Here is a 21361-nt window from a genome sequence, read left to right as displayed (position 1 = left end):
ACACATTCGATGCCGAGCCAGAATTCGCTGTGGGGTCCGGTCACCGAGGTGCTCGATCGCGCCTGCACCTACTTCGCCGAACGCGTCGCCCTCATTGCCGGCGAGCGGGAATTGACCTACGCGCAGCTGCGGTCATTGTCCGACCGCGTCGGAAATGGGCTGATCGGACAGGGTGTCGGCAAGGGCGACCGGGTCGGCCTGCTGATGCCGAACACGCTCGAATACCTTCCCACTCAGTACGGCATCTGGAAGGCGGGCGCCGTACCCGTTCAGATGGCCGCCCGGGCCGCGGCCGAGGACCACCGCTATTTCCTCACCGAATCCGGCGCCACCACACTGATCTACCACTACTCGTTCGACGCCATCGTGGCAGAGATCCGTGACCGGGTTCCGGCGCTGCGCACCCTGATCCGGCTCGGCGATCAGCCGGCCGGCGAGGCACTCGACTACGCCGAAACCTTCGGCGCCCAGCCCGATTCCGCGCCGGGCATCGAACTGGCGCCCGACGATACCGCCCAGATCATGTTCACCTCGGGATCCACCGGCACTCCGAAGGGGGTGGTGTTCACCCATGAGCGGCTCAGTCATTTCCTGATCACCGCGGGCCTCGAGATCGGCGATACCCGGCCCGGCGAGATCTTCGCGCACGGTGCGCCTTTGACCCATTTCACGCAGATCTTCGCGCTGCCGACCTTCCTGCGCGGCGGCACCAATGTGATCCTGCCGGGCCTCGACGTCGGCACCCTGCTGAATGCGGTGGCGCGGCATCGGGTCACCGCCACCGCCGTGGTGCCGACCGTGATCTACCTGATGCTCGAACATCCGGAATTCGCTGCGGCGGAACTGGCTTTGCTGCGCACGGTGATCTATGCCGGGTCCCCGATGGCGCCGGACCGGCTGCGGGCCGCGATCGAAGCGCTCGGCTCCGTATTCGTCCAGGCCTATGCGGGCACCGAGCCCGGATTCCTCAGCTGCCTGCGCAAGGAGGATCACCGCCTGGACGATCCCGCCGCGGTGGCCCGGCTCGGCTCGGCGGGGCGGCCGCTGTTCAATGTCGGCATCTCCATCCAGGACGACGATGACCGGCACTTGCCCGTCGGCGAGGCCGGCGAGATCTGCGCCCGGCAGCTCGGCCGCATGTCCGGCTATCTGGATCCGGCGCTGAATGCCGAAGCCCTGCGGGACGATTGGGTGCACTCGGGCGATATCGGATATGTCGACGAGGCCGGTTATCTGTTCCTCGTCGACCGCAAGAAGGATCTGGTCGTCTCGGGCGGTTTCAATGTCTTCCCGCGTCAGGTCGAGGATGTACTCGCCGGCCATGCCGCCGTCGCACATTCGGCGGTCATCGGTATTCCGCACGCCAAGTGGGGTGAGGCGGTCCACGCCGTGGTCGTCCGCAAACCGGGTCACGTCGTCGAACCGGAGGAATTGATCGCACTGGTGAAGCAGCACAAAGGCAGCGTGTGGGCGCCGAAGACCGTGGAGTTCGTCGACGCCCTGCCATTGAATCCCTCCGGCAAGGTCGACAAGAAGGCCCTGCGCGCACCCCATTGGGCCGGCCGCAGCCGACAGGTCCACTGACGCCACCGCCCCGGCACCGCGATGCGAGCGCCCCGCAATCGGCGCGGCCCGCGCTGCATCCCATGAGCCGATCGGTGAGCGGCGGTGAGCCGATGGTGAGTGCGCGGTGAGCGGTCCCGCCGAAGCTCTACTCATGACGAACAACCTGATCAACATTGTTTCCGGCCCGATCTTCCAGGTGGCCTGGGTGGTCGAGGACATCGACGCCGCCGAGCAGGAATTCACCGACCGCTACGGCGTCGAGAAGTGGGTCCGCATGCCGCGCATGACCTTCGGGCCGGAACAGGCCACCTACCGGGGCGCACCCGCCGACTACACCATCGATACCTCGCTGGGTTACGCCGGCGGGCAGCAGATCGAACTGATCGCGCCGGTCTCGGGCGAGAACCTGTACACCGAGCAGATCGCGAAGTCGGGTCCCGGACTGAACCACATCGCCTGGGTGCCGGAGGATTTCGACACCGCACTGGCGCAGGCGCAGGCCCGGGGTGTCGAGATCGTCCAGCACTGCGTCGTTCCCGAGATCGGAATGGAATTCGCCTACCTGTCCGGCGGGGCGCTCGGCTCCTACATCGAACTGCTGCGGCTGCCCACCGAGGCTCGCGCCATGTTCGACAGCATGATTCCGGCGGGCCACCGGAACCCGTGGCAGCACTGACCGGGTCATCGTGCAGTCTTGCTGATGGCACGTTCAGTAATCGGCCGTTGATCGGTTCCGTCCGGTTTTCCTAGCGTCATGGTGACGACTAGAAGGGAACGGGTAGTGGGCTTTTCATTGCTTGGGTACCGCGATGAGTTGAAGATCGGCGCGGGACGTCTCTACATCGACGGTGAATGGACCGATTCGGCCGGGGAAGACCGGTGGGAGCATGTGCATCCCGCGACCGGTGAGGTCATCACCTCCATCGCGAACGGCACCGCCGAGGATGCCGATCGCGCGGTGCGGGCCGCCCGGCGCGCCTTCGACGAGGGACCGTGGCCGCGTATGAAGGCGCGGGAGCGGGCCCGGGTGCTGCGTACGATCGGGGATCGGCTGCGTGCCGCATCGCCGCGCATGAGCCGTATTCAGGTGCTGGACACCGGAACTCCGCTGCGCTTCACCAGCGCCTTCCGGGCGTCGGCGGAATTCGCCGCCGATCTGTTCGACTATCACGCGGGCTGGATCGACAAGCTCTCCGGCGAGACGGTGCCGCAGTTCACCGAGCGGAACACGCTGCAGTATCTGACCTTCCGGGAGCCGATCGGGGTGGTGGCGGCCATCGTGCCGTGGAATGCGCCGGTGCTGCAGCTGGCGAACAAGCTCGCCCCGGCGCTGGCCGCCGGCTGCACCGTCGTGGTGAAGCCGTCGGAGTACGCGAGCCTGGCCGTGCTCGAATTCGTCGAGCTCCTCGCCGATCTCGACCTGCCGCCGGGCGTGGTCAATGTGGTCACCGGGGTGGGTGCGGCGGCCGGTGCGGCGCTGGCCTCGCATCCGGGCGTGAACAAGGTGAGCTTCACCGGCAGCCAGGGCGTCGGCAAGAGCATCCTCGAAGCCAGCGGGGCCGGCATCAAACGGGTCACCCTCGAACTCGGCGGCAAGAGCCCCGCCCTGGTCTTCCCCGATGCCGACGCCCGCGCGGCCGGGCGAGCCGTCATGAGCATGATCGCCATGGGACTCACCGGGCAGCAGTGCACCGCCCAGACCCGCGCCCTGGTGCATGCCGACGTCTACGACGAATTCCTCGCGGGCACAAGGGAAATAGCCGCCGAAGTCCGCTTCGGCGATCCCTTCGACGAGGCCACCACCTCCGCGCCGATGATCAACAAGGCGCAGCTGGAGAAGGTGCTGCACTACATCGAACTGGGCAAACAGGAAGCTCGAGCCGAACTGCTCTTCGGCGGCGACCGCCCCGGCGGCGAACTGTCGGACGGTAACTGGGTCGGCCCCGCCGTCTTCACCGGCCTCGACCCACACGGCCCCGTGGCCCGCGAGGAGATCTTCGGCCCGGTCCTGGCCGTCTTCCCCTTCACCACCGAAGCGGACGCCATCCGCCAGGCGAACGACTCCGAATACGGCCTCGCCGCGGGCATCTACACCCACGACCTCACCCGAGCCCTGCGCGTATCCCGCCTGCTCCACACCGGTGCGGTCGGCGTCAACGGCTACAGCTTCATGCCCAACGCCCCCATCGGCGGCGTGAAAGCCTCCGGCCTCGGCCGCGAAGGCAGCCGCACCGCACTCGAGGCCTACACCGAACTCAAAACCGTCATGATCGACCTCGGCGAATGAGCACCCGAGCCGCCGAGGACTCGTCGCTGTGAAAGCGGTGTGAGTTCGAGGGCGGGCGGGGGTGGGCGGCTTAGGCTGGCTCGCATGATGCCGCTGCAGCGTTATATCGCGGAGGAAATCGCCACCGATCATGCGGAGGGGCTGCTGGAACGCCGGGAGGCGTTGCGGCGGCTGGGGATGCTGGGGTTGGGGGCGCCTGCGGCGGTTGCACTGTTGGCTGCCTGCTCCAGCAGTTCGAGCCGATCGGGCTCTGCTGCAACGACATCCGCTGCGGCAGCGTCCGGGGGTGCGACGCCTACCGGGACGCCACCCGGGATGAGCACGGCGGTGCAGACCAGCGATATCACGCTGGCTGGACCCGAGGGGCGGACGTTGAAGGCGGCCTGGGCCGAGGCGGGGCAGGCGCGGGGTGGGGTGCTGGTCATTCATGAGAACAAGGGGTTGACCGCGCACATCAAGTCCGTCGCCGGGCGGTTCGCCGGTGTCGGGTATTCGGCGCTGGCGGTGGATCTGCTCTCGGAAGAAGGCGGAACCGGGACGTTCACCGATGACGCGGCGGCCACCGCGGCGCTGGCGAAGATTCCGCAGGAGCGGTTCGTCGCGGATCTGCAGGCCGGGATCGCCGAGTTGCAGCGGCGGGTGCCGGGAAAGAAGCTGGGGGCTACCGGTTTTTGCTTCGGGGGTGGACTGACCTGGTTGCTGCTCACCAGTGGGACACCGGAATTGGCGGCGGCCACCCCGTTCTACGGGCCGTTCCCCGATGGGGGCGTGATCACGAATTCCAAGACGGCGGTGTTGTCGGTGTACGGCGCGCTGGACCAGCGCGTGGACGCGTCGAAGCCGGCCGCGGATGCCGCACTCGACAAGGCGGGACTCACGCACGAGTCCTTTGTCGCGCCGAACGCGGACCACGCATTCTTCAACGACACCGGGCCGCGGTATCAGGCCGCCGATGCCGCGGAGGCTTGGCAGCGCGTAAACGATTGGTACGGCAAGTATCTCGGGTAGTGCGCGCTAGGCGGGTTCGACTGGAATTCGACGAGGTAGAAGAGGCCGCCCGGGCGCAGGAGTTTCGCGATCAGCGGATCGATGGTCACCACGCCATCGTAGGCCCACGAAAGGATCGTGAGCCCGCGAAAGGCGCAGTGGGCCTGCGAAAGTCGGTGCGGCCGACGAGATTCAGTGCGCCTGCATCACCTTGCGGTGCACGGGGCCGTGCGAATCCGCGCAGTGCGAAGCGTGACCGTGGTCGTCATGGTCGTGGTCGCCGTGGTCGTGGTCATCCGCGGCGGATCCCGCGTGCTCGCCGTGCTCGTGCTCCTCGTGATCGACCTGCAGCACCACGTGGTCGATGTGGTAGCGCTCGGCGAGCAGGCGGGCCACGTCCGCGCGCACCTTGTGGCAGTCGCCGCCCGGCTCCACCACCACGTGGGCGGACAGGGACGGGTCACCCGAGGTGATCTCCCAGATGTGCAGATCGTGGATCTCGACCACATTGGCCGCGGCGGCCATCTCGCGGCCGATCTCGGCCGGATCCAGGTGCGCCGGTGCGGCTTCCAGGAAGATGCGGCCCGAGGCGCGCACCAGGCCGACACCGGCCTTCACCATGAGCACGACCACGATCAAGGTGGCGATCCCGTCCGCGCGGGCGAAACCGGTGAGCAGGATGATCAGGCCGGCGATCGCGGTGGCGATGAACGCGAACAGGTCGTTGAGGATGTGCTGGTAGGCGCCCTCGACATTGAGGCTGGTGCGGTTGGCGCGGCTGATCATCCAGCCGGCCAGCACATTCACCACGATGCCGACCAGGGCGGTGCCCAGCACCAGGCCGCCGGTGACCGGCGGCGGGTCGATGAGGCGGCGCACGGCCTCGTACGCCAGCCAGGCCGAAAGGCCCAGCAGGGTCAGGCCGTTGGCCTGCGCGGAGAGGATTTCGGCGCGCTTCCAGCCGTAGGTCATGCGGCCCGCGGCGGGGCGGGCGGCCAGCCGGATCGCCCACAGCGCCAGCACGATCGACGCGGCGTCGGTGAGCATATGGGCGGCATCGGAGATCAATGCCAGCGATTGGGCGACGATACCGACGACCACCTCGCCCAGCAGGAAAGCGACGATGACCGCCAGTGCGCCGGCCAGCCAGCGCTTGTCGCTGTCGGCCGTCGCACCATGCGAATGCCCGGAATGATCGTGCCCGGCGCCCATATGCCCTCCTTTGTCCCGTTCCGATCACACACCATATGCATACATCGCTATGTATGCAAGCAGTGAGACCAACTCCCGGAACTCTCGGAGGCCGGTTCCTGAACCCCCCGGAAGGGACTGTTCCCGGGCGCCGGCGCTCGAAACAATAGGCCGCTGGCAGGCCACTGATCAGGGGCGGAGGAGGAGTTTGCCGCGAAGGCCGCCCTTGATCAGTCGGCGGTGGGCTTCGGCGGCGTCGGCGAGGGGGAGGGTGTCGGCGATGCGGGCGCGGAGCTGGCCGGCTGTGACGAGAGCCACCAGGGCGGCGAGGTCGGCGCGGACGTGGGAGTAGACGACGATCTCGGGAATGATGCCGCGCTCGGATTCGAACTGGCCGCCGGGGATCCAGAAGGGCGGGACGATGGTGGCGTAGCGGCCGTTATCGCGAACCAGGGTGAAGGCGGTGCGAGCGGAGGGGCCGCCCACCGTGTCGAAGGCCGCGGCGACCGCCTCGAAACCCTCGGCCCGCAGCTGGTCGGCGAGGTTTCCGTGACGGTCCAGCGGGGTCGCGCCGAGGGAACGGACGTAATCGTGTTCGCCGGCGGAGGCGGTGCCGAAGACGGTGATGCCCTCGAGTACGGCCAGCTGCGCGATGAAGGAGCCGACCGCGCCGCTCACTCCATTGACGAGCAGGGTCCGGCCACGCTCCAGGCCGAGGCGGCGCAGAGCCTGCAGCGCAACGGTTCCCGCCAGCGGGAGGGAGGCGCGCTGCTCGGCGGTCAGGCCCGGGGCCGGGACCACCTGGTCGGCGGGGACGACGACACGTTCGGCGTAGGAACCGATTTGCGTGTGGGAGTGGGCGGTGGTCGCCGTGACCGTATCGCCCGGGGCCAGGCCGGTGACCTCGCGGCCGACCACTTCCACGACGCCCGCGACGTCGTAGCCGGGGACCAGTGGGAAGCGGGGCGCCTCCGCCCAGGGGTAGCGGCCGTCGCGCATGCCCAGCTCGGCCGGGTTCACGCCGGCGGCCTCGACCCGCAGCAGGACTTCGCCGGGTTCGGGGGCGCGCAGCGGAAGTTCCTGCAGGCGAAGGATTTCCGGTCCGCCGAAGGATTCGATGGTGATTGCTCTGGTGGTGTTCATGCGGATGAAACTACGAATCCGCGGAGGCGCGGGCATTGATCCGGATCAATGCCCCGCGGGCTCAACGGTGTACGCCGGCGCGGCGTCGCTGCGTCCGGATGCGGCTCAGCGCCTCCGGTGTGATGCCGAGGTAGGAGGCGGTGTGACGGCCGCTCAACCGGTCCGCGAGATGCCCTTGGTCGTGCAGGAATTCGTCGTAGCGGGCCTCGGCATTGCCGACCAGGAAGCGGCGGTGCGCGCTCTCCTCCTCCAGGAAATGACGTTCGGTGAGGCGGCGCATGACCGTGCCCCAGCCGGGATCGCCCATGGTCAGTTCGTCGAAGCGGGCACGGTCGGTGACCAGCATGACGCTGGGCGCGAGCGCCTGGATGAACAGATCCGACACCTGCTTGCGCAGGCTGGCCCCGTACGGGCAGACGAGTTGCCCCGGTTCCCGGAAGGATTTGGTGCGATCGACGCCGTCCTCGGTCAGGTAGTAGGCGCGCAGCAGGCCCTCGACCAGGAACCCGACCTTGTCGGCCGGTGTGCCCGCATGCGCGAAATGGTCACCGCGGGCCAGCCGCACCGGCCGGAAAATGGCCTGCGCCCGCACGAATTCCGCATCCGGAATGGGTGCGACGGCGCGCATGGCGGTGACGAACGCGCTGAACTCCGAATCCATCTCTGCTCCAACCGCATCGAGCCACCGGTCGATTCCCGTTCAGGACAGATCCCGGAAGGTCATCACGAATCCCACCATGGCGAAGGCGACCAGCGCGACATAGCTGACCACCCGCAGCCACAACCACGGCAGATCCCGGACATACAGCCCGGCGATCATGAAGGTGATCAGCATGAGCATCCCGTAGAAGGGCGTCCGCTGCGGGTGGCTTCCCATACCTCCTGCATACGCCCATCGGGTCCGGCCCGCAGTGCCCGCCGGTCAGGCTCTGCGCAGCGCGAACAGCAGGTGCACCACCACCCCGACCACTGCCGCCATGGTCACACCGCTGCCCAGCAGCAAGCGCGCATCGGCCGGAAAACCCTGGTAGAGCGCTGGCGTGAGAATCGGCAGCAGGCCCGCGGCGAGCGCGGCCGTCGCGGTGACGACCGTCCCGTCCCCGTGCAGATCGACGCCCTCGAACATGCCGATCCCGGCCACGATGATCATGGCGAAGGCAATGGCCGCGGTGCCGCCGACCACCGGACCGGGCAGCGAATTCACCAGCCGCCCGATCGGCGCGACAAAGGCGGCCACCGCCAGCAACAGACCCGCCAGCCCGGTGACATACCGGCTGCGGACCCCGGTGAGCCGCACCAGGCCGATGTTCTCGCCACTGGTGAGCATGGTCGGACCGCCCAGGACACCCGACAGCAGTGAGGTGACGGCATCACCGCGAATGGTGCGCCCGACCGTCACCGCGGTATCGATCTCCTTGCCCACCACCTTGGCATTCAGCACGGTCTGGCCCGTAGCCTCCGCCATCGAGCCGATGCTGAAGACCAGCAACGGAATCGCCGCGAGCACATCGAAATGCGGTGTGCCGAACGGGAACAGCGCGGGCGTCTGCGCCAGACCGGAACCGGGCCGCAGCCGGAACTGCCCGGTGGCCGCCGCCACCGCACTCCCGGCCACCATGCCGAGCAGCACGGACAGCCGCCGCCACCCGGCGGGCAGGAACCGGTGCGCCAGCACGGTCGCCAGAATGGTGACCGCCGCCAGCCCGACGGCCGACATGGTCGCCCGCTCACCGGGCGCGACGATCAGGCCACCGGCCACCTTCACCAGGTTCACGCCGATGACCACCACCATGCTCGCCAGCACGACCGCAGGCAGCCGGGTGACGAGCCGTTTCGCCAAGGGCACCAACAGAATTCCGGCGGCCGCCGTGAGAATCACCGCGCCACTCGCCGTAGCCGGACTCGACTCCTGAGCGATCTGAATGAACAACACCACCGCCGCGCCACCGGGCAGCATGACGAAAGGCAATCCCGCGCCGAGCCCGAAGCGCCCGCCGGACTGCAGCAAGGTGCCGATGCCACAACACAACAGCGTGGCGCTGAGCAGCGCGCGGGCGGTCGAGTCGTTCAGGTGCAGGCTGTGCGTGATCAGCAGCACCGAGGTGATCGGCGTGGCCAGCATGACCGCGAGGTGCTGCGCGGCCGCGGCGAAAGCCCTTCCGAGCGGCGGTATCTCGTCCACCGGATGCACCGGCGCAGCGGCTGTGCCCACCGATCCGACCCCCGAGCGCACTGTTTCGCCGGCGGGGGCCGGGACTCCGCCCGGCAGGTTCGTCGCTCCGCCGGCCGGGTCCTCCGATTCGACCGGTGTGGCCTGCGATCCACCGGCCGGCTCCCTCGGTCCGCCGGTCCGGTTCGCCGATGCGGCGATGGGGCTCTTCGATCCGCCCGCGGAGCTCATCTGTCCGCCAGCCAGGGGATGTCGGAGGCGGCGTAGCGGTAGGCGCGGAAGATGGCGTTCGAGATGCCGGGGAAGGCTTCGGCGGTGCCCGGGTCGGGGTATTCGGCGAAGGAGGGGACCACGTATTCCCAGCAGATTTGTTGCGCCGGAGTGACTTCGAAGATGCGGCCGAAGGCGGCCTCGGTGATGAGGGTATTGCCGTTGGCCAGGCGCTGGGCGCCGCCCATGAAGGGGGTGAAGAAGGCCTCGCGCGGGGAGTCCTGGTATTTCCAGGTGATTTCGCCGGTGGCCGGGTCGATTTCGATGACCCGGCTGAAGGTGACCGATTCGGCGGTGCGGAAGGTGCCGTTGTCGAAGACGAGGATCTTGCCGTCGCCGACGGGGGTGGCGTGGTGCTGCTGGGCGAGGGTCGCGCGGTCGGCGAGCAGGGTGTATTTGCCGGTGGCGCGGTCGATCAGGATGACCGCGGAGACGCTGCGCAGGCTGGCGATCACGGTGTCCTCGCCGAGGGGGTGGACGCTGTTGATGAGCGGCCAGTGTTCGCGCCAGTAATGCGGCTGCAGCACCGCGTCTTCGGGGTCGAGGTGTTCGGCGGCGCGCCATTCCCAGCGGGTGGCGCCGTCGGCGTCGACCTCGCGGATGACGTCGGCCCAGATCACGCCGTCCGCCTCGGTGCCGGGTACGCCGCCCAGGATACGTTGCGCCGCAGCGCCTTCCAGGGGTTCGACGGCGGTGTAGATGATGCGGCCGTCGTCGTAGTGGTGTGCGTCGTGGTGTTGCAGGTCGTCGCGGTGTTCGTGCAGCAGGGTGCCGTCGGGGGCGTATCTGCCCATGGACCCGCCGCTGTATTTGCGCCACATGGGGAACAGCGCGCCCGCGTCGAGGGTGTTGCCGTTGTAGGCGAGGGTGCCGTCGGGCAGCAGGCGGGCGTGCCGGCCGGGCCGGTAGGGCAGCTGCCAGCGGTGCGCGAGTTCGCCGTCGAGGCCGACCAGGTCGACGATCCCGTTCCCCGCGAGCGGTGCGTACAGGGTGTATCCGGGGAACGCGTGCTCCGGATCGACGCCGATCAGCCCGGTGCCACGCCGCTTGAGAGTGTTCTGCTCCACTGGTCCTCCATCGAATATTCAGCTCCACTGAATATTCAGTAGGCTAGGACCGAACAGAAGGTTTCCGATCACCTCGAGGTAAACACTGGGATACCGGATCGCCGGGCAGACAATGAGGCACCGGACGAAAGGCGGAGGGTGAGCATTCAGCAGGACATCGCGGAACCAGGCCGCTGGCAGCGCCTGGGTCATGTAGTGCACGCCCACCGGCTGGAGGCCGGCCTCACCCTCGCTCAGCTCGCCGAGCAGGCGACCCTGTCCCAGTCCTTCCTGAGCCAGTTCGAGAACGGCCGCAGCAATACGAGTCTCCGCTCGCTGCAACGCATTGCGGATGCCCTGGGCACCACGGCCACCGCACTGCTCGCCGCCGCCGACACCGCACCCCGCTCCCCCGTGGTGCGCGCCACCGAGGACACCCGTCTGCCGCAAGCGGATCCGGAGGACGGCTCGGTGCGCTCCCTGGTGCACGGCGACCGCAACCTGCGAGCACTCGAGTTCACCGGCGGCCGCACCCACGGCGCCCGCGAATTCGTGCACGACAACGACGAATTGATCCATGTCGTGCACGGCGCCATCACCGTCGTCGCAGGTGACGAGGAACTGATCCTCACCGCCGGGGACAGCTACTACTGTGCGGCGGGCGTGCGTCACCGCTGGTGGGCGCACACCGACGACACCACCACACTGGTACTCACGGTCGCCGATGGACTGACCGTCCGACGCCGCCCGCATCGGCCCCGCAACCCGTAATATCGTTGGTATGGACGCAATCCTGACAACCATAGGTGTGGTGGTCGTCCTCGGTCTCACGGGCGCCGCATGGATGGCCTTCCTGTTGCTACGGGGTCGCAAGTAAGCGAAATCCACATCGGCACAACCATTTCGGTCAGCTCCGCCGATTCAGCTGTTGATCTTCGGCCACGGGTAGAAGGACAGGTGGATGAGCAGTACCACCAGGCCCGCCAGGATCAGCGCGGCGGCCGGATGCGCCCGGCGTTCGAGATACCCGATGGTCCGAAACAGCGTGGGGAAGGGGACATCCCGGCTGAAGAACAATGCCAGCGCGCTCGGCACGATGACCCACATCAAGGCGATCAGGCCGTAGAGCACATACGCGCCCACATACGATCCGGGATGCATGCCGCGATCGGTGGCGGCGAAGGCGATGCCGAAGACGAACGTCGCCACCGCGGTCAGCAGATAGCCCGCACCCAGCAGGGTGACGGGTGAATCATGCTTGGCGATACGACCGTTGACGGTCAAGGCGCGGCCGCCGACGCCGGCCGGGATCGGCTTCGGATCGATGGCGAGTTGCGGGACAGCGTAATACGCGAGCACCGAGATCACGGCGACGACCACCAGCCGCACCCAGGAGTGCTGAGTCTCCAGGTGCCCGATGGTGTTCGAGATGGTCGGCCAGCCGGCCAGCCGGAACACCGACGCCAGTTCGGGCCCCGCAATGGCGAGCCCGGCCAGCCCCCACATGCTGTAGCCCCAGAATTCGACCGAACGTCCTGCCGCCGTGGGCGGGTCGTCGGGAGCAACTTGCACCGTCATACCAGTCGGTTTACCACGAAAATCGGCCCCTACCTGGGATTACGCCCACTCGATATCAGGCCGGTACGACGCCGACACCGAGCTCGGCCGCCAGCTCGGCCAGTGCGCCGGCGGTGGCCGAATCGGCCGGGGCGGTGTACACCACCAGCAGCAGATCCGGGTCCCCCGGCAGCGCCAGCGTCTCATATCCCAGCCGCAGCCGCCCGGCTCGCGGATGCTGGATGATCTTGCGGCCGTGCGTCTTCTCGCGCACCGGATGATCGGCCCAGAGCCGCCGGAACACCGGATTGCGATCCGATAGCTCGGCCACCATGGCCGCCAGTTTCGGATCGCCCGGATGCAGGCCCGCATCCCGGCGCAGATAGGACACCGTCTCCTCCGCCACCGTGTCCCACTCCGGATAGAACTCGGGCGCGGCCGGATTCAGGAACAGATAGCGCGCCTGATTGCATTCGGCCGGCGGCACGGTGGAGAACCCGGAAACCCTGTCCCCCATGGCGTTCCACGCGATCACATCCATTCGCCGGCCCAGCACGAAGGCCGGCGCCGTGATCGCGTCCAGCACCAGCCGCGCGCCGTCCCGCAGCGCACCGATGTACACGCCGCCGTTCCCGGCCGGGCGCGCGGGCGTGCCGCCGGTCCCGCCGGGCCGCGCCAGCGCGTAGAGGTGCGCCCGCTCGGAATCGTTCAACCGCAGGGCCCGCGCCACCGCGTCCAGCACCGCATCCGAGGCGTGCTTACCGCGGCCCTGTTCCAGCCGGATGTAGTAGTCGACGCTGACCCCGGCCAGCTGCGCCACCTCTTCGCGGCGCAGGCCGGGCACCCGCCGCCGGCCGTACTCGGCCAGGCCGGCCTCGGCGGGCCGGATGCGGGCGCGCCGGGTGCGCAGGAAGTCGCCGAGTTCGCTCATGGTGTCCAGCCTACGAATCCATCCTGGTACCGGCAGACCCAGGAAACGCCGAACCCTCGTTGCCGCGCGCACTCCGGCACAGGATTGGTTCCAGCAACAGCGAGAACCACCGAGGAGCGAGATCATGAGCTACGAGAACCTGGCCGGCCGCACCGCCGTCATCGCCGGAGCCGCGAGCGGTATGGGCGAGGCCACCGCCCTGCTGCTGGCCCGCAACGGCGCCCGCGTCGCCCTGCTGGCCCGCCGCCTGGACCGGCTGCAGACCCTGGCCGCCAAGATCGAGGCCGAAGGCGGTGTCGCCCTGCCGGTTCCGGTGGACGTCACCGACTCCGAGAGCGTGCGGGCCGCCGCCGCACAGGTACACGCCGCCTTCGGACCCGTGGATCTGCTGGTGAACTCGGCCGGCGTCATGCTGCCCAACCCGATCACCGCGGGCCGCGAGGACGAATGGCTGCGCATGCTGAACACCAATGTCGCCGGGCGGCTGCGGCTGATCCGCGCCTTCACCGACGACCTGCTCGCGGCCGCCGATGCGGGCCGCACCGCCGACCTGGTGAACATCTCCTCCATCGGCGCGCACGTCCCCTTCCCCACCTACGCCGTGTACGGGGCGACCCAGGCCGCCATCACCCAGCTCTCCACCGGCCTGCGCACCGAACTGGGGCCGCGCCGGGTACGTGTCACCAATATCGAGCCCGGCCTCACCGACACCGAGCTCGGCTCGCACATCGACAATGCGGAACTGAGCGGCCAGCTCGACGGCATGTACGACGCCATGGAGGCGCTCACCGCCGACGACATCGCCGACCTCATCGCCTTCACCACCAGCCGCCCGGCCCGCGTCAACCTGCGGCAAGCCGTCATCCTGCCCACCCAGCAGGCCTGATCGACCTCCCGCCCCCGCGCTGATCCGCTGCCTACTATCGACGTATGCGGGCAGCGCGAGGACTTCAGGGGTGTCTGGCCTTCGCACTGCTGCTCGCCGTGGCCCTGGCCACGGCATGGGAGCAACAACCGCACGGCTATCGGCCCGCATCCGCACCCGCCGATACCTTCAGCGCCGAGCGGGCGCTGCGGACCATCGAGGAGATCGCGCGGCGCACCCATCCGATCGGCAGCACCGAACACGACCGCGTGCGCGACTATCTCGCCGGAGTACTGCGGACGGCCGGACTGCAGACCGAGATCCGGACCGCGATCGGCAAATGGCCGGTGGCCTTCAAGAACGACAGTGTCGGCTTGGGGCGGGTCCAGAACATCGTCGCGCGGCTGCCGGGTGAGCATGCCACCGGCACCGTTTACCTTGTCGCACACTATGATTCCGTGACCTCCGGACCGGGCGCCAACGATGACGGTTCCGGTGTGGCAGCCATCCTGGAGACCGTCCGGGCATTGAAAGCGAGCGGGACCGGGCTGCGCAACGACCTGGTGGTGCTGCTCACCGACGGTGAGGAACCCGGGCTGCTGGGCGCGGAAGCCTTTGTGGCGGCCGGGAATTACGATCGCGACCGCAGCGTGGTGATCAATCACGATGCGCGCGGCGCGGGCGGCCCACCCCTGCTGTGGCGGCTCACCCGGCCCGTCGCGCCGCTCATCCGGGCGCTCAGTGGCGCGGCGCCGCATCCGAATACCGATGCGGTGAGCACGGCACTGGCCGGCGACGCCACCACCAGTACCACCGATTTCAGCGCCTTCCAGCCCGGCGGGCTACGCGTACTGGACTGGGCGTACGCGGGTAAGAGCGCGTATTACCACAACCGCATGGACGATCCGGCGCATATCGGCCTGCCCACCCTGCAGCAGCTGGGCGAGAACACCCTCGCGCAGGCGAAGGCCTTCGGGCAGCGGGATCTCGGGAACCTCGGAAACGACACGGACCGGACGTTTTTCACGCTGCCCTTCGGGACATTGGTACTGCTGCCCGTCTGGGTGATCATCGCGCTCGCCGCGCTCATGGCGCTCGCGCTGGCGTGGGTGCTCCGGCAGGTGCGGCGCAATGGCGATGCGGGTGTGGTCCGGGTATTGCTCGCCGCCGCGACCTCCCTGGTGACGGTGCCGCTCGCGGCGGTGGCCACCTACGGGTTGTGGGAACTGTTGAAGACCGTGCGGCCCGCCTACGGGGAGGCGGGGGTCGACCCGTATGTGCCGCAGTACTACCAGGTCGCGATGATCCTGGCGGCGGCCGCGGCGCTGCTGGCCTGGTATGCGTTCGCGCGCCGCGTCTTCGGGCCCACGGCCGCGCCCGTCGGGCTGCTGACGGGGACCGCGGTGATCGCCGCGGTGGCCGCCGCGCTCGCACCGGCCCCGGCCTACGTGCTGGTCATTCCGGCGTGCGCCGCCACGATCGGGGTGGCGCTCACCTTCGTGCTGCCCGATCGGTGGCGGCTGCCGCTGTTCACCATCACGCTGCTGCCGGCGGCGGTGTTCCTGGGCGTCACCGTGTGGACCGGGGCGCAGGCGGGGCTGGAGGGCGCACCCTTCCTGGTCGCGCCCGAGGTGGCCTTGCTGGGTGGCTTACTGCTGCTGACACTCTCGCGCAGCTGGCCGGCCCGGCGCGGCTGGACCGTTCCGGCCACCGTGGTCGTGGTGGTCGCCGCGCTCGCCGCGACCGGGCTGACCGTCGATCGCTACGGCGACAGCCGGCCGCGGGTGACCCAGCTCGTCTACGCGCTGGACGCGGACCACCACGACGCCCGGTGGATCTCGGCCTTCGCCCCGAACGACTGGACCCGGACCTACGTGATCGGCACCGGGCCGGGCGCGCCGTACACGGATCTGTGGCTGGCGGCCGTGTCCAGCGGCCAGGCGGCGGATCAGGCTCTCACCCCGCCCACTGCCCAAATCCTTTCCGACAGCACCGATTCCGGCCATCGGACGGTCCGGCTGCGATTGCAGTCACCGCGCGGCGCGCCCCGCATCGACCTGCACTGGGACGGCCCGGTCCAAGCGCTGCGCGTGGCCGGCCGGGATATCACGCCCGTCCCCGCCAAGGGTTTCCGCTTCTACGCGCCGCCGGCCCAGGGTATCGAGGTCACGCTCGTCGCCCCCGCCGGTCCGCTGCATCTGCGTCTCGCCGACCAATCCTGGCTCTCCGACTCCAATCTCCAAGGCTTCCAGAACCCGCCGCCGGACTATTACTTCCGCCAGGACAGCACCGCCCTCGTCTTCACCGCCGTGCAGCTGCCGTAGCGGCGGCGTCGTGCAATAGCGCCTGGGTCACCGCGATAGAGCCTGGGTCGCCGCGGTAGTGCCTGGATCAGGCGCGGCCGTGGTGGTCGAGTTCGCCGTTGCCGCGCCAGGAGGCGAGTTCGCCGGTGCGGAACATGCGGTCGCCGTGCGTGAAGGGGTCGGAGACGAAACGGTGGGCGGTGGCGCCGGAACCGCGGTGGTAGCCGCGGGCGACGCCGGGACCGGCCACGTAGAGGTCGCCGATGACGCCGGGCGGGACGGGGCTGAGCCATTCGTCGAGGACATAGCAGCGAGTGCCCACGGCCGGGCCGCCGATGGAGACCGCATGGCCGGGGCCCACCGGGTCCAGGGGGCGGCTGACGGTCGCACAGACGGTGGTCTCGGCCCAGCCGTAACCGCTCACGAACGACCGTCCCGCGGACCAGATTCCGGTCATGCGGGGCGGGCAGGCCGCGCCCGAGGTGGCGAGCAGCCGCAGTTCGGGCAGCGGTTCGGCGCCGGGGAGGGTGGCCAGCAGATGCGGGGTGAGCGCGGCATGGGTGATGCGGGATCCGGCCAGCAGTTCGTACAGATCGGCGCCCGCGCAACGGACCGGCGCCTGCACCAGGGTGGCGCCGGAGCCGAGGGCGAGCAGCAGCTCCCACACCGCGGCATCGGAACCGGGCGCGGCGATGGCGAGCACCCGGGCATCGAGATCGGAGTCGCAACGCTGCGCCTGGGTCACCACCAGATTGGCGAGCCCTGCATGAGTCACCTTGGCGCCCAGCACTTTTCCGCTGGACACGGCCGGGTACACCACATACGCCGGATGTTGCAGCCGCAGCGGCCGCACCCGGTCGGCATCCGTGATCGGCGGCGCGTCCGCCCCGTCGGCATCGCCGGTCTCCAGCAGCTGCCATTGCGCGCCCGGCAGTTTCGGCAGTGCGGGCCGCCATTCCGCGGTCGTGATCCCCACGGCCGCATCGGAATCCGCCAGTACGCACAGCAGCCGCCCGGCGGGGGCGTCCGGATCCACGGACAGGAAGGCCGCGCCCGCATGCGCCACCGCGCATACGGCCACCACCCATTCCGGCGACCGCGGCATTGCCACGGCCACCACGTCCTCCGGGCCGATGCCGCGCTCGATCAGCTTGCGCGCCAGGCGATTCACGCGCGCGGCGAGTTCTCGATAGGTCATGGTGCCCGCCCCGGACACCACGGCGGCGGCTTCGGGGTTGTAGGCGGCCGCGCGGATGAGCAGCTGCGGCAGGGTCAGGGCGACGGCTTGGCTGGTGTCGTTCCACTGCCGTAGCAGGGTCATCAGCTCGGGAGCCGCGCCCGCCGTCTCGGCCGGATGCGTGTAGAGCACGCCGGCGCGCGGGCTGGTGAACTGCGGTACGGTGTCGCAAACATCCGGTGAATCGGCCAGCATTGTCCCTCCCGGAGTAGAGACCTGCGAAGTTATCGCAAGCGTGGCGGTTCCACGCTGTGCCTGCGGAGGGTACCGCACCTCCATGGCAAGCTCACTGCTATTCGATACCGGCCCGGAGTGGCGCGCTGAATGGACAAATGATCAGCCCGCCACCTCGGTCCCGGGCGGCTCCGGCGAGCAGTGCTAGTTGGTCTGTGTACCCGACCAGCCGAAGCTGAAGCTGTGTCCCTTCGAGTTGCAGCTGATGCCCCCGCGGCCGCCGCCCGAGCAGGTGGCGCCGGCGTAGCTGATGGTCGAGCCGTAGCCGTTCGGCCCCTGCCCCAGCCACTGCGCGTCGGATCGGCCGTAGGCGCCGAAGACGCCGAAGGTCGGGTGCGCCGGCAGGAACGGCACGTCGATGGCCAGATCGGTTACCGGGATCATGTCCAGCCACTTGGCGATGCCCGGTGCGATATCGCAACCGGTGGTGCCGTCCGGGCCGATCGAGCACTGCGCGGGGCCGGCATTGAAGTACACCGTGTTGCCGATCAGATAGTCATTCGGATTCACCGGGTCCGCACTCGCCGTGGCGGTGCCGACCAGCGAGACCGCGATGGCCGCCGTGGCCATTCCGAGAACCGCACGCATCTTCATTCGTTACCCCTTCGTTGTTACCCGACCCGGGCTATGACCCTATGAATGTCGTTCCCCGAAGATCGCAAGTTACTTGCCCTAACTTTTCGGGGCTGGACACCATCAAGCGATTCGGACCGCGACCCGCCCGAGATTGCGCCGCGACGCCACAATTTCGATCGCGGACTCGATCTCGCCGACGGGCAGCACCGTGGTCCGCGGGCGAATCCGACCGGCCGCCAGCAGTTCCCACAGCTCGGCGCGCCACGCGACCAGGAGATCGGCGCGGGTCCGGCTGAGCAGGCCCATGGAGAACCCGGTGACGGTCTTGAGCCCGGCCAGCAGACTGTTCGCGTCAACCGCACCGCCGCCCGCACTGAAGGCGAGCAGACGACCTTGTGTGCCAAGGGCATCCACGCCACGCTGCACCAGGTCGCCACCCACGCCGTCGAGTACCACGTCCACGGGGTCGCCCCACGGCTCGTCGTAGGTCACGACAGTGTCGGCGCCGCAGTCCCGCAGGAATTCGGCTTTGTCCGAATTGCTTACGACCGCGACCACCCGAGATGCCCCGAGCGCCTTGGCCGCTTGCACGGCCAGGTGGCCGACTCCGCTGGCAGCGCCGGTGATCAGGACCGATTCCCCCCTCGCGACCCGCGCGGTCCGCACCAAGCCCTGTGCGATGAGACCACCGCGCGCCAGCGCCAGCGCGTCCGCGGCATCGACGCCGTCCGGGATCTCGGTGAGCAATTGCGGTACGGCCAGGGCGTATTCGGCGAACGCGCCCTCGAAGACCAGTCCGCACACGCGTTTTCCGGCCCACTCCGCGACATCCGCCCCGGCCGCGACGACGGTGCCGGCGATCTCGCCCCCGTCTACCCCATTGCCCGCGTTGATCATCCGCACCAGCCCGAGCCCCACCCCGGTGAGTTCGATCCGGATGAGCAGCTGCCCCGGGCCGGGCACGGGCTGCTCGGCGGTGGTGAGTTCCGGCCGACCGGTAAAGCTGATCTTGCGCACGGGGGTGCCTTTCGAGCGATTCAATCTTGGTACGGACCCAACTTTAGATCCAACTGACTTTCTATGTCAAACCTAAAAAGCGCGACGGCCGCCCGAATGGACGGCCGCCGCGCTGAACAGCGGTTGCGCGGTGACTCAGCCGGAGACCTTGGCCTCCTCGGCCACCTGGTGGGGCTTGGAGCCCCAGCCCACGTGCGCCTCTGCGCGCATGCGCTCGATCATGTGCGGGTAGTGCAGCTCGAAGGCCGGCCGCTCCGAACGTACCCGCGGCAACTCGTAGAAGTTGTGCCGCGGCGGCGGGCAGGAGGTCGCCCATTCGAGGGAGTTGCCGTAACCCCACGGGTCGTCCACGGTCACGACCTCGCCGTACCGGTAGGACTTGAAGACGTTCCACACGAACGGCAGCATCGACCCGCCCAGGATGAAGGCGCCGATGGTGGAAATCGTGTTGAGCGTGGTGAATCCGTCGCTCGGCAGGTAGTCGGCGTAACGACGCGGCATCCCCTGGTTACCCAGCCAGTGCTGCACCAGGAAGGTGGTGTGGAAGCCGATGAACGTCGTCCAGAAGTGCCACTTCCCGAGCCGCTCGTCCATCATGCGGCCGGTCATCTTCGGGAACCAGAAGTAGATGCCCGCGAAGGTCGCGAACACGATGGTGCCGAACAGCACGTAATGGAAGTGCGCCACCACGAAATACGAGTCCGAGACATGGAAGTCGATGGGCGGCGACGCCAGGATGACGCCCGAGAGCCCACCGAAGAGGAAGGTCACCAGGAAGCCGATCGACCACAGCATGGGCGTCTCGAAAGTGAGCTGCCCCTTCCACAAGGTGCCGATCCAGTTGAAGAACTTCACACCCGTCGGGACCGCGATCAGGAAGGTCATGAACGAGAAGTACGGCAGCAGCACCGATCCCGTCGCGTACATGTGGTGCGCCCACACCGCGATCGACAGCGCCGCGATGGCCATGGTCGCGTAAACCAGTGTGCTGTAACCGAAGATCGGCTTGCGGCTGAAGACCGGGTAGATCTCCGAGACTATCCCGAAGAAGGGCAAGGCGATGATGTACACCTCGGGATGCCCGAAATACCAGAACAGATGCTGATAGAGAATGGCCCCGCCGTTCGACGCGTCGTAGATGTGCCCGCCCAGGTGCCGGTCGTACGCCAGCCCGAACAGGGCCGCGGTGAGGATCGGGAAGGCCAGCAGCACCAGGATGCTGGTGATGGCGATGTTCCAGGTGAAGATCGGCATCCGGAACATGGTCATACCGGGGCAGCGCAGGCAGACCACGGTGGTGAGCATATTGACGCCACCCAGGATGGTGCCCAGACCGGAGACTGCCAGGCCCAGGATCCACAGGTCGCCGCCCACACCTGGCGAATGCTGCATATCCGACAGCGGCGTGTAGGCGGTCCAGCCGAAGTCGGCGGCGCCGCCCGGGGTGAGGAAGCCGGCGGTGGCCATGCTGGCGCCGAACAGGTACAGCCAGTAGCTGAAGGCGTTCAGCCGCGGGAAGGCGACGTCGGGTGCGCCGATCTGCAGCGGCAGCACGATATTGGCGAAGCCGAACACGATCGCGGTCGCGTAGAAGAGCAGCATGATCGTGCCGTGCATGGTGAACAGCTGATTGAACTGTTCGGTGGACAGGAACTGCATGCCCGGGCGGGCCAATTCGGCCCGCATCAACAGGGCCAGCAGGCCGCCGATGAGAAAGAACGAGGTCGCGGTGGCGATGTACATGACGCCGAGCACTTTCGGGTCGGTCGTCGTCACCAGTTTGTATACGAATGAGCCCTTGGGACCGAGCCGGGCCGGATAAGGCCGAACGGCCTCCAGACCCGATTCCGGTTTAGGAGCTACGGCAGTCACCACATCCTCCTCGAGGTCTGGTCCGTAGCTGGATTACCTGCTCCGGAACCCGCAATGAACGGCGATCAGCGTACTCACAGCAATTCGATTCTGGCAGAGAACACTCCGA

Annotated in this window: 19 protein-coding genes; 7 read left to right on the top strand and 12 right to left on the bottom strand. The window is 68.4% G+C overall.

The genetic code is table 11. The features are described from left to right. Window positions 1–9: 9 nt before the first annotated feature. The 4 genes from ACIP5Y_RS36360 to ACIP5Y_RS36345 all read left to right on the top strand — a co-directional run bounded on the left by ACIP5Y_RS36360 (window position 10) and on the right by ACIP5Y_RS36345 (window position 4861). Window positions 10–1584, top strand: a complete 1575-nt coding sequence (locus tag ACIP5Y_RS36360; protein ID WP_400356903.1) for an AMP-binding protein — start codon at window positions 10–12, stop codon at window positions 1582–1584. Between the two features lie 133 nt (window positions 1585–1717). Then, window positions 1718–2242, top strand: a complete 525-nt coding sequence (locus ACIP5Y_RS36355) for a VOC family protein (protein ID WP_400356902.1) — start codon at window positions 1718–1720, stop codon at window positions 2240–2242. A gap of 105 nt (window positions 2243–2347) precedes the next feature. Beyond that, window positions 2348–3853 carry an aldehyde dehydrogenase family protein gene (locus ACIP5Y_RS36350; RefSeq protein ID WP_400356901.1) on the top strand — a complete coding sequence of 502 codons (1506 nt, stop codon included), beginning with the start codon at window positions 2348–2350 and terminating at the stop codon, window positions 3851–3853. An 84-nt stretch (window positions 3854–3937) separates the two neighbouring features. Continuing rightward, window positions 3938–4861, top strand: a complete 924-nt coding sequence (locus ACIP5Y_RS36345; protein WP_400356900.1) for a dienelactone hydrolase family protein — start codon at window positions 3938–3940, stop codon at window positions 4859–4861. 171 nt (window positions 4862–5032) lie between these two features. Here the strand turns inward: ACIP5Y_RS36345 and ACIP5Y_RS36340 are convergent, their stop codons facing one another. From ACIP5Y_RS36340 to ACIP5Y_RS36315, 6 genes are all read right to left on the bottom strand, one after another. Beyond that, the gene (locus tag ACIP5Y_RS36340) at window positions 5033–6052 is read right to left on the bottom strand and encodes a cation diffusion facilitator family transporter (protein ID WP_400356899.1); all 1020 of its coding nucleotides are present in this window, start codon (window positions 6050–6052) and stop codon (window positions 5033–5035) included. Between the two features lie 168 nt (window positions 6053–6220). Further along, window positions 6221–7174: an NADP-dependent oxidoreductase gene (locus tag ACIP5Y_RS36335; protein WP_400356898.1), complete on the bottom strand. Its 954-nt coding sequence runs from the start codon at window positions 7172–7174 to the stop codon at window positions 6221–6223. A gap of 61 nt (window positions 7175–7235) precedes the next feature. Then, window positions 7236–7835: a Crp/Fnr family transcriptional regulator gene (locus ACIP5Y_RS36330; protein WP_400356897.1), complete on the bottom strand. Its 600-nt coding sequence runs from the start codon at window positions 7833–7835 to the stop codon at window positions 7236–7238. A gap of 39 nt (window positions 7836–7874) precedes the next feature. After that, window positions 7875–8051 (bottom strand): hypothetical protein, encoded by a 177-nt coding sequence (locus tag ACIP5Y_RS36325; protein ID WP_400356896.1) that lies wholly within the window; start codon window positions 8049–8051, stop codon window positions 7875–7877. A gap of 45 nt (window positions 8052–8096) precedes the next feature. Further along, a complete protein-coding gene (locus ACIP5Y_RS36320; protein ID WP_400356895.1) occupies window positions 8097–9386 on the bottom strand; it encodes a uracil-xanthine permease family protein in 1290 nt (429 codons plus the stop codon). 185 nt (window positions 9387–9571) lie between these two features. Then, complete coding sequence (locus tag ACIP5Y_RS36315) at window positions 9572–10681, bottom strand: aryl-sulfate sulfotransferase (protein ID WP_400356894.1); 1110 nt, start codon at window positions 10679–10681, stop codon at window positions 9572–9574. Window positions 10682–10819: 138 nt separating this feature from the next. Here ACIP5Y_RS36315 and ACIP5Y_RS36310 point away from each other — a divergent pair, with 138 nt between their 5' ends. Further along, the gene (locus ACIP5Y_RS36310; RefSeq protein WP_400356893.1) at window positions 10820–11431 is read left to right on the top strand and encodes a helix-turn-helix domain-containing protein; all 612 of its coding nucleotides are present in this window, start codon (window positions 10820–10822) and stop codon (window positions 11429–11431) included. Window positions 11432–11581: 150 nt separating this feature from the next. Here ACIP5Y_RS36310 and ACIP5Y_RS36305 read toward each other — a convergent pair whose 3' ends face one another. Beyond that, window positions 11582–12238, bottom strand: a complete 657-nt coding sequence (locus tag ACIP5Y_RS36305) for a hypothetical protein (protein ID WP_400356892.1) — start codon at window positions 12236–12238, stop codon at window positions 11582–11584. A 55-nt stretch (window positions 12239–12293) separates the two neighbouring features. Then, entirely contained in the window at window positions 12294–13148 is an 855-nt protein-coding gene (locus ACIP5Y_RS36300; RefSeq protein ID WP_400356891.1) for a helix-turn-helix transcriptional regulator, read from the bottom strand. 124 nt (window positions 13149–13272) lie between these two features. Here ACIP5Y_RS36300 and ACIP5Y_RS36295 point away from each other — a divergent pair, with 124 nt between their 5' ends. Next, a complete protein-coding gene (locus ACIP5Y_RS36295) occupies window positions 13273–14034 on the top strand; it encodes an SDR family oxidoreductase (protein WP_400356890.1) in 762 nt (253 codons plus the stop codon). A 44-nt stretch (window positions 14035–14078) separates the two neighbouring features. Beyond that, complete coding sequence (locus tag ACIP5Y_RS36290; RefSeq protein WP_400356889.1) at window positions 14079–16337, top strand: M20/M25/M40 family metallo-hydrolase; 2259 nt, start codon at window positions 14079–14081, stop codon at window positions 16335–16337. Window positions 16338–16404: 67 nt separating this feature from the next. On the opposite strand, the gene ACIP5Y_RS36285 is transcribed toward ACIP5Y_RS36290, so the two are convergent. From ACIP5Y_RS36285 to ctaD, 4 genes are all read right to left on the bottom strand, one after another. Further along, window positions 16405–17748, bottom strand: a complete 1344-nt coding sequence (locus ACIP5Y_RS36285) for an AMP-binding protein (RefSeq protein ID WP_400356888.1) — start codon at window positions 17746–17748, stop codon at window positions 16405–16407. Window positions 17749–17931: 183 nt separating this feature from the next. Next, window positions 17932–18381, bottom strand: coding sequence for a hypothetical protein (locus ACIP5Y_RS36280; RefSeq protein ID WP_400356887.1), 450 nt, complete (start codon window positions 18379–18381; stop codon window positions 17932–17934). Window positions 18382–18483: 102 nt separating this feature from the next. Next, window positions 18484–19380, bottom strand: coding sequence for a zinc-binding alcohol dehydrogenase family protein (locus ACIP5Y_RS36275; RefSeq protein ID WP_400356886.1), 897 nt, complete (start codon window positions 19378–19380; stop codon window positions 18484–18486). A gap of 135 nt (window positions 19381–19515) precedes the next feature. Continuing rightward, window positions 19516–21252 carry a cytochrome c oxidase subunit I gene (ctaD, locus tag ACIP5Y_RS36270; RefSeq protein WP_400356885.1) on the bottom strand — a complete coding sequence of 579 codons (1737 nt, stop codon included), beginning with the start codon at window positions 21250–21252 and terminating at the stop codon, window positions 19516–19518. Window positions 21253–21361: the final 109 nt, after the last annotated feature.

The organism is Nocardia sp. NPDC088792, assembly GCF_044750615.1.
Classification (GTDB): Bacteria; Actinomycetota; Actinomycetes; order Mycobacteriales; family Mycobacteriaceae; genus Nocardia.
Note: the sequence above shows the minus strand (reverse complement) of the source record. Positions and strands in the feature narration are given on the sequence as shown.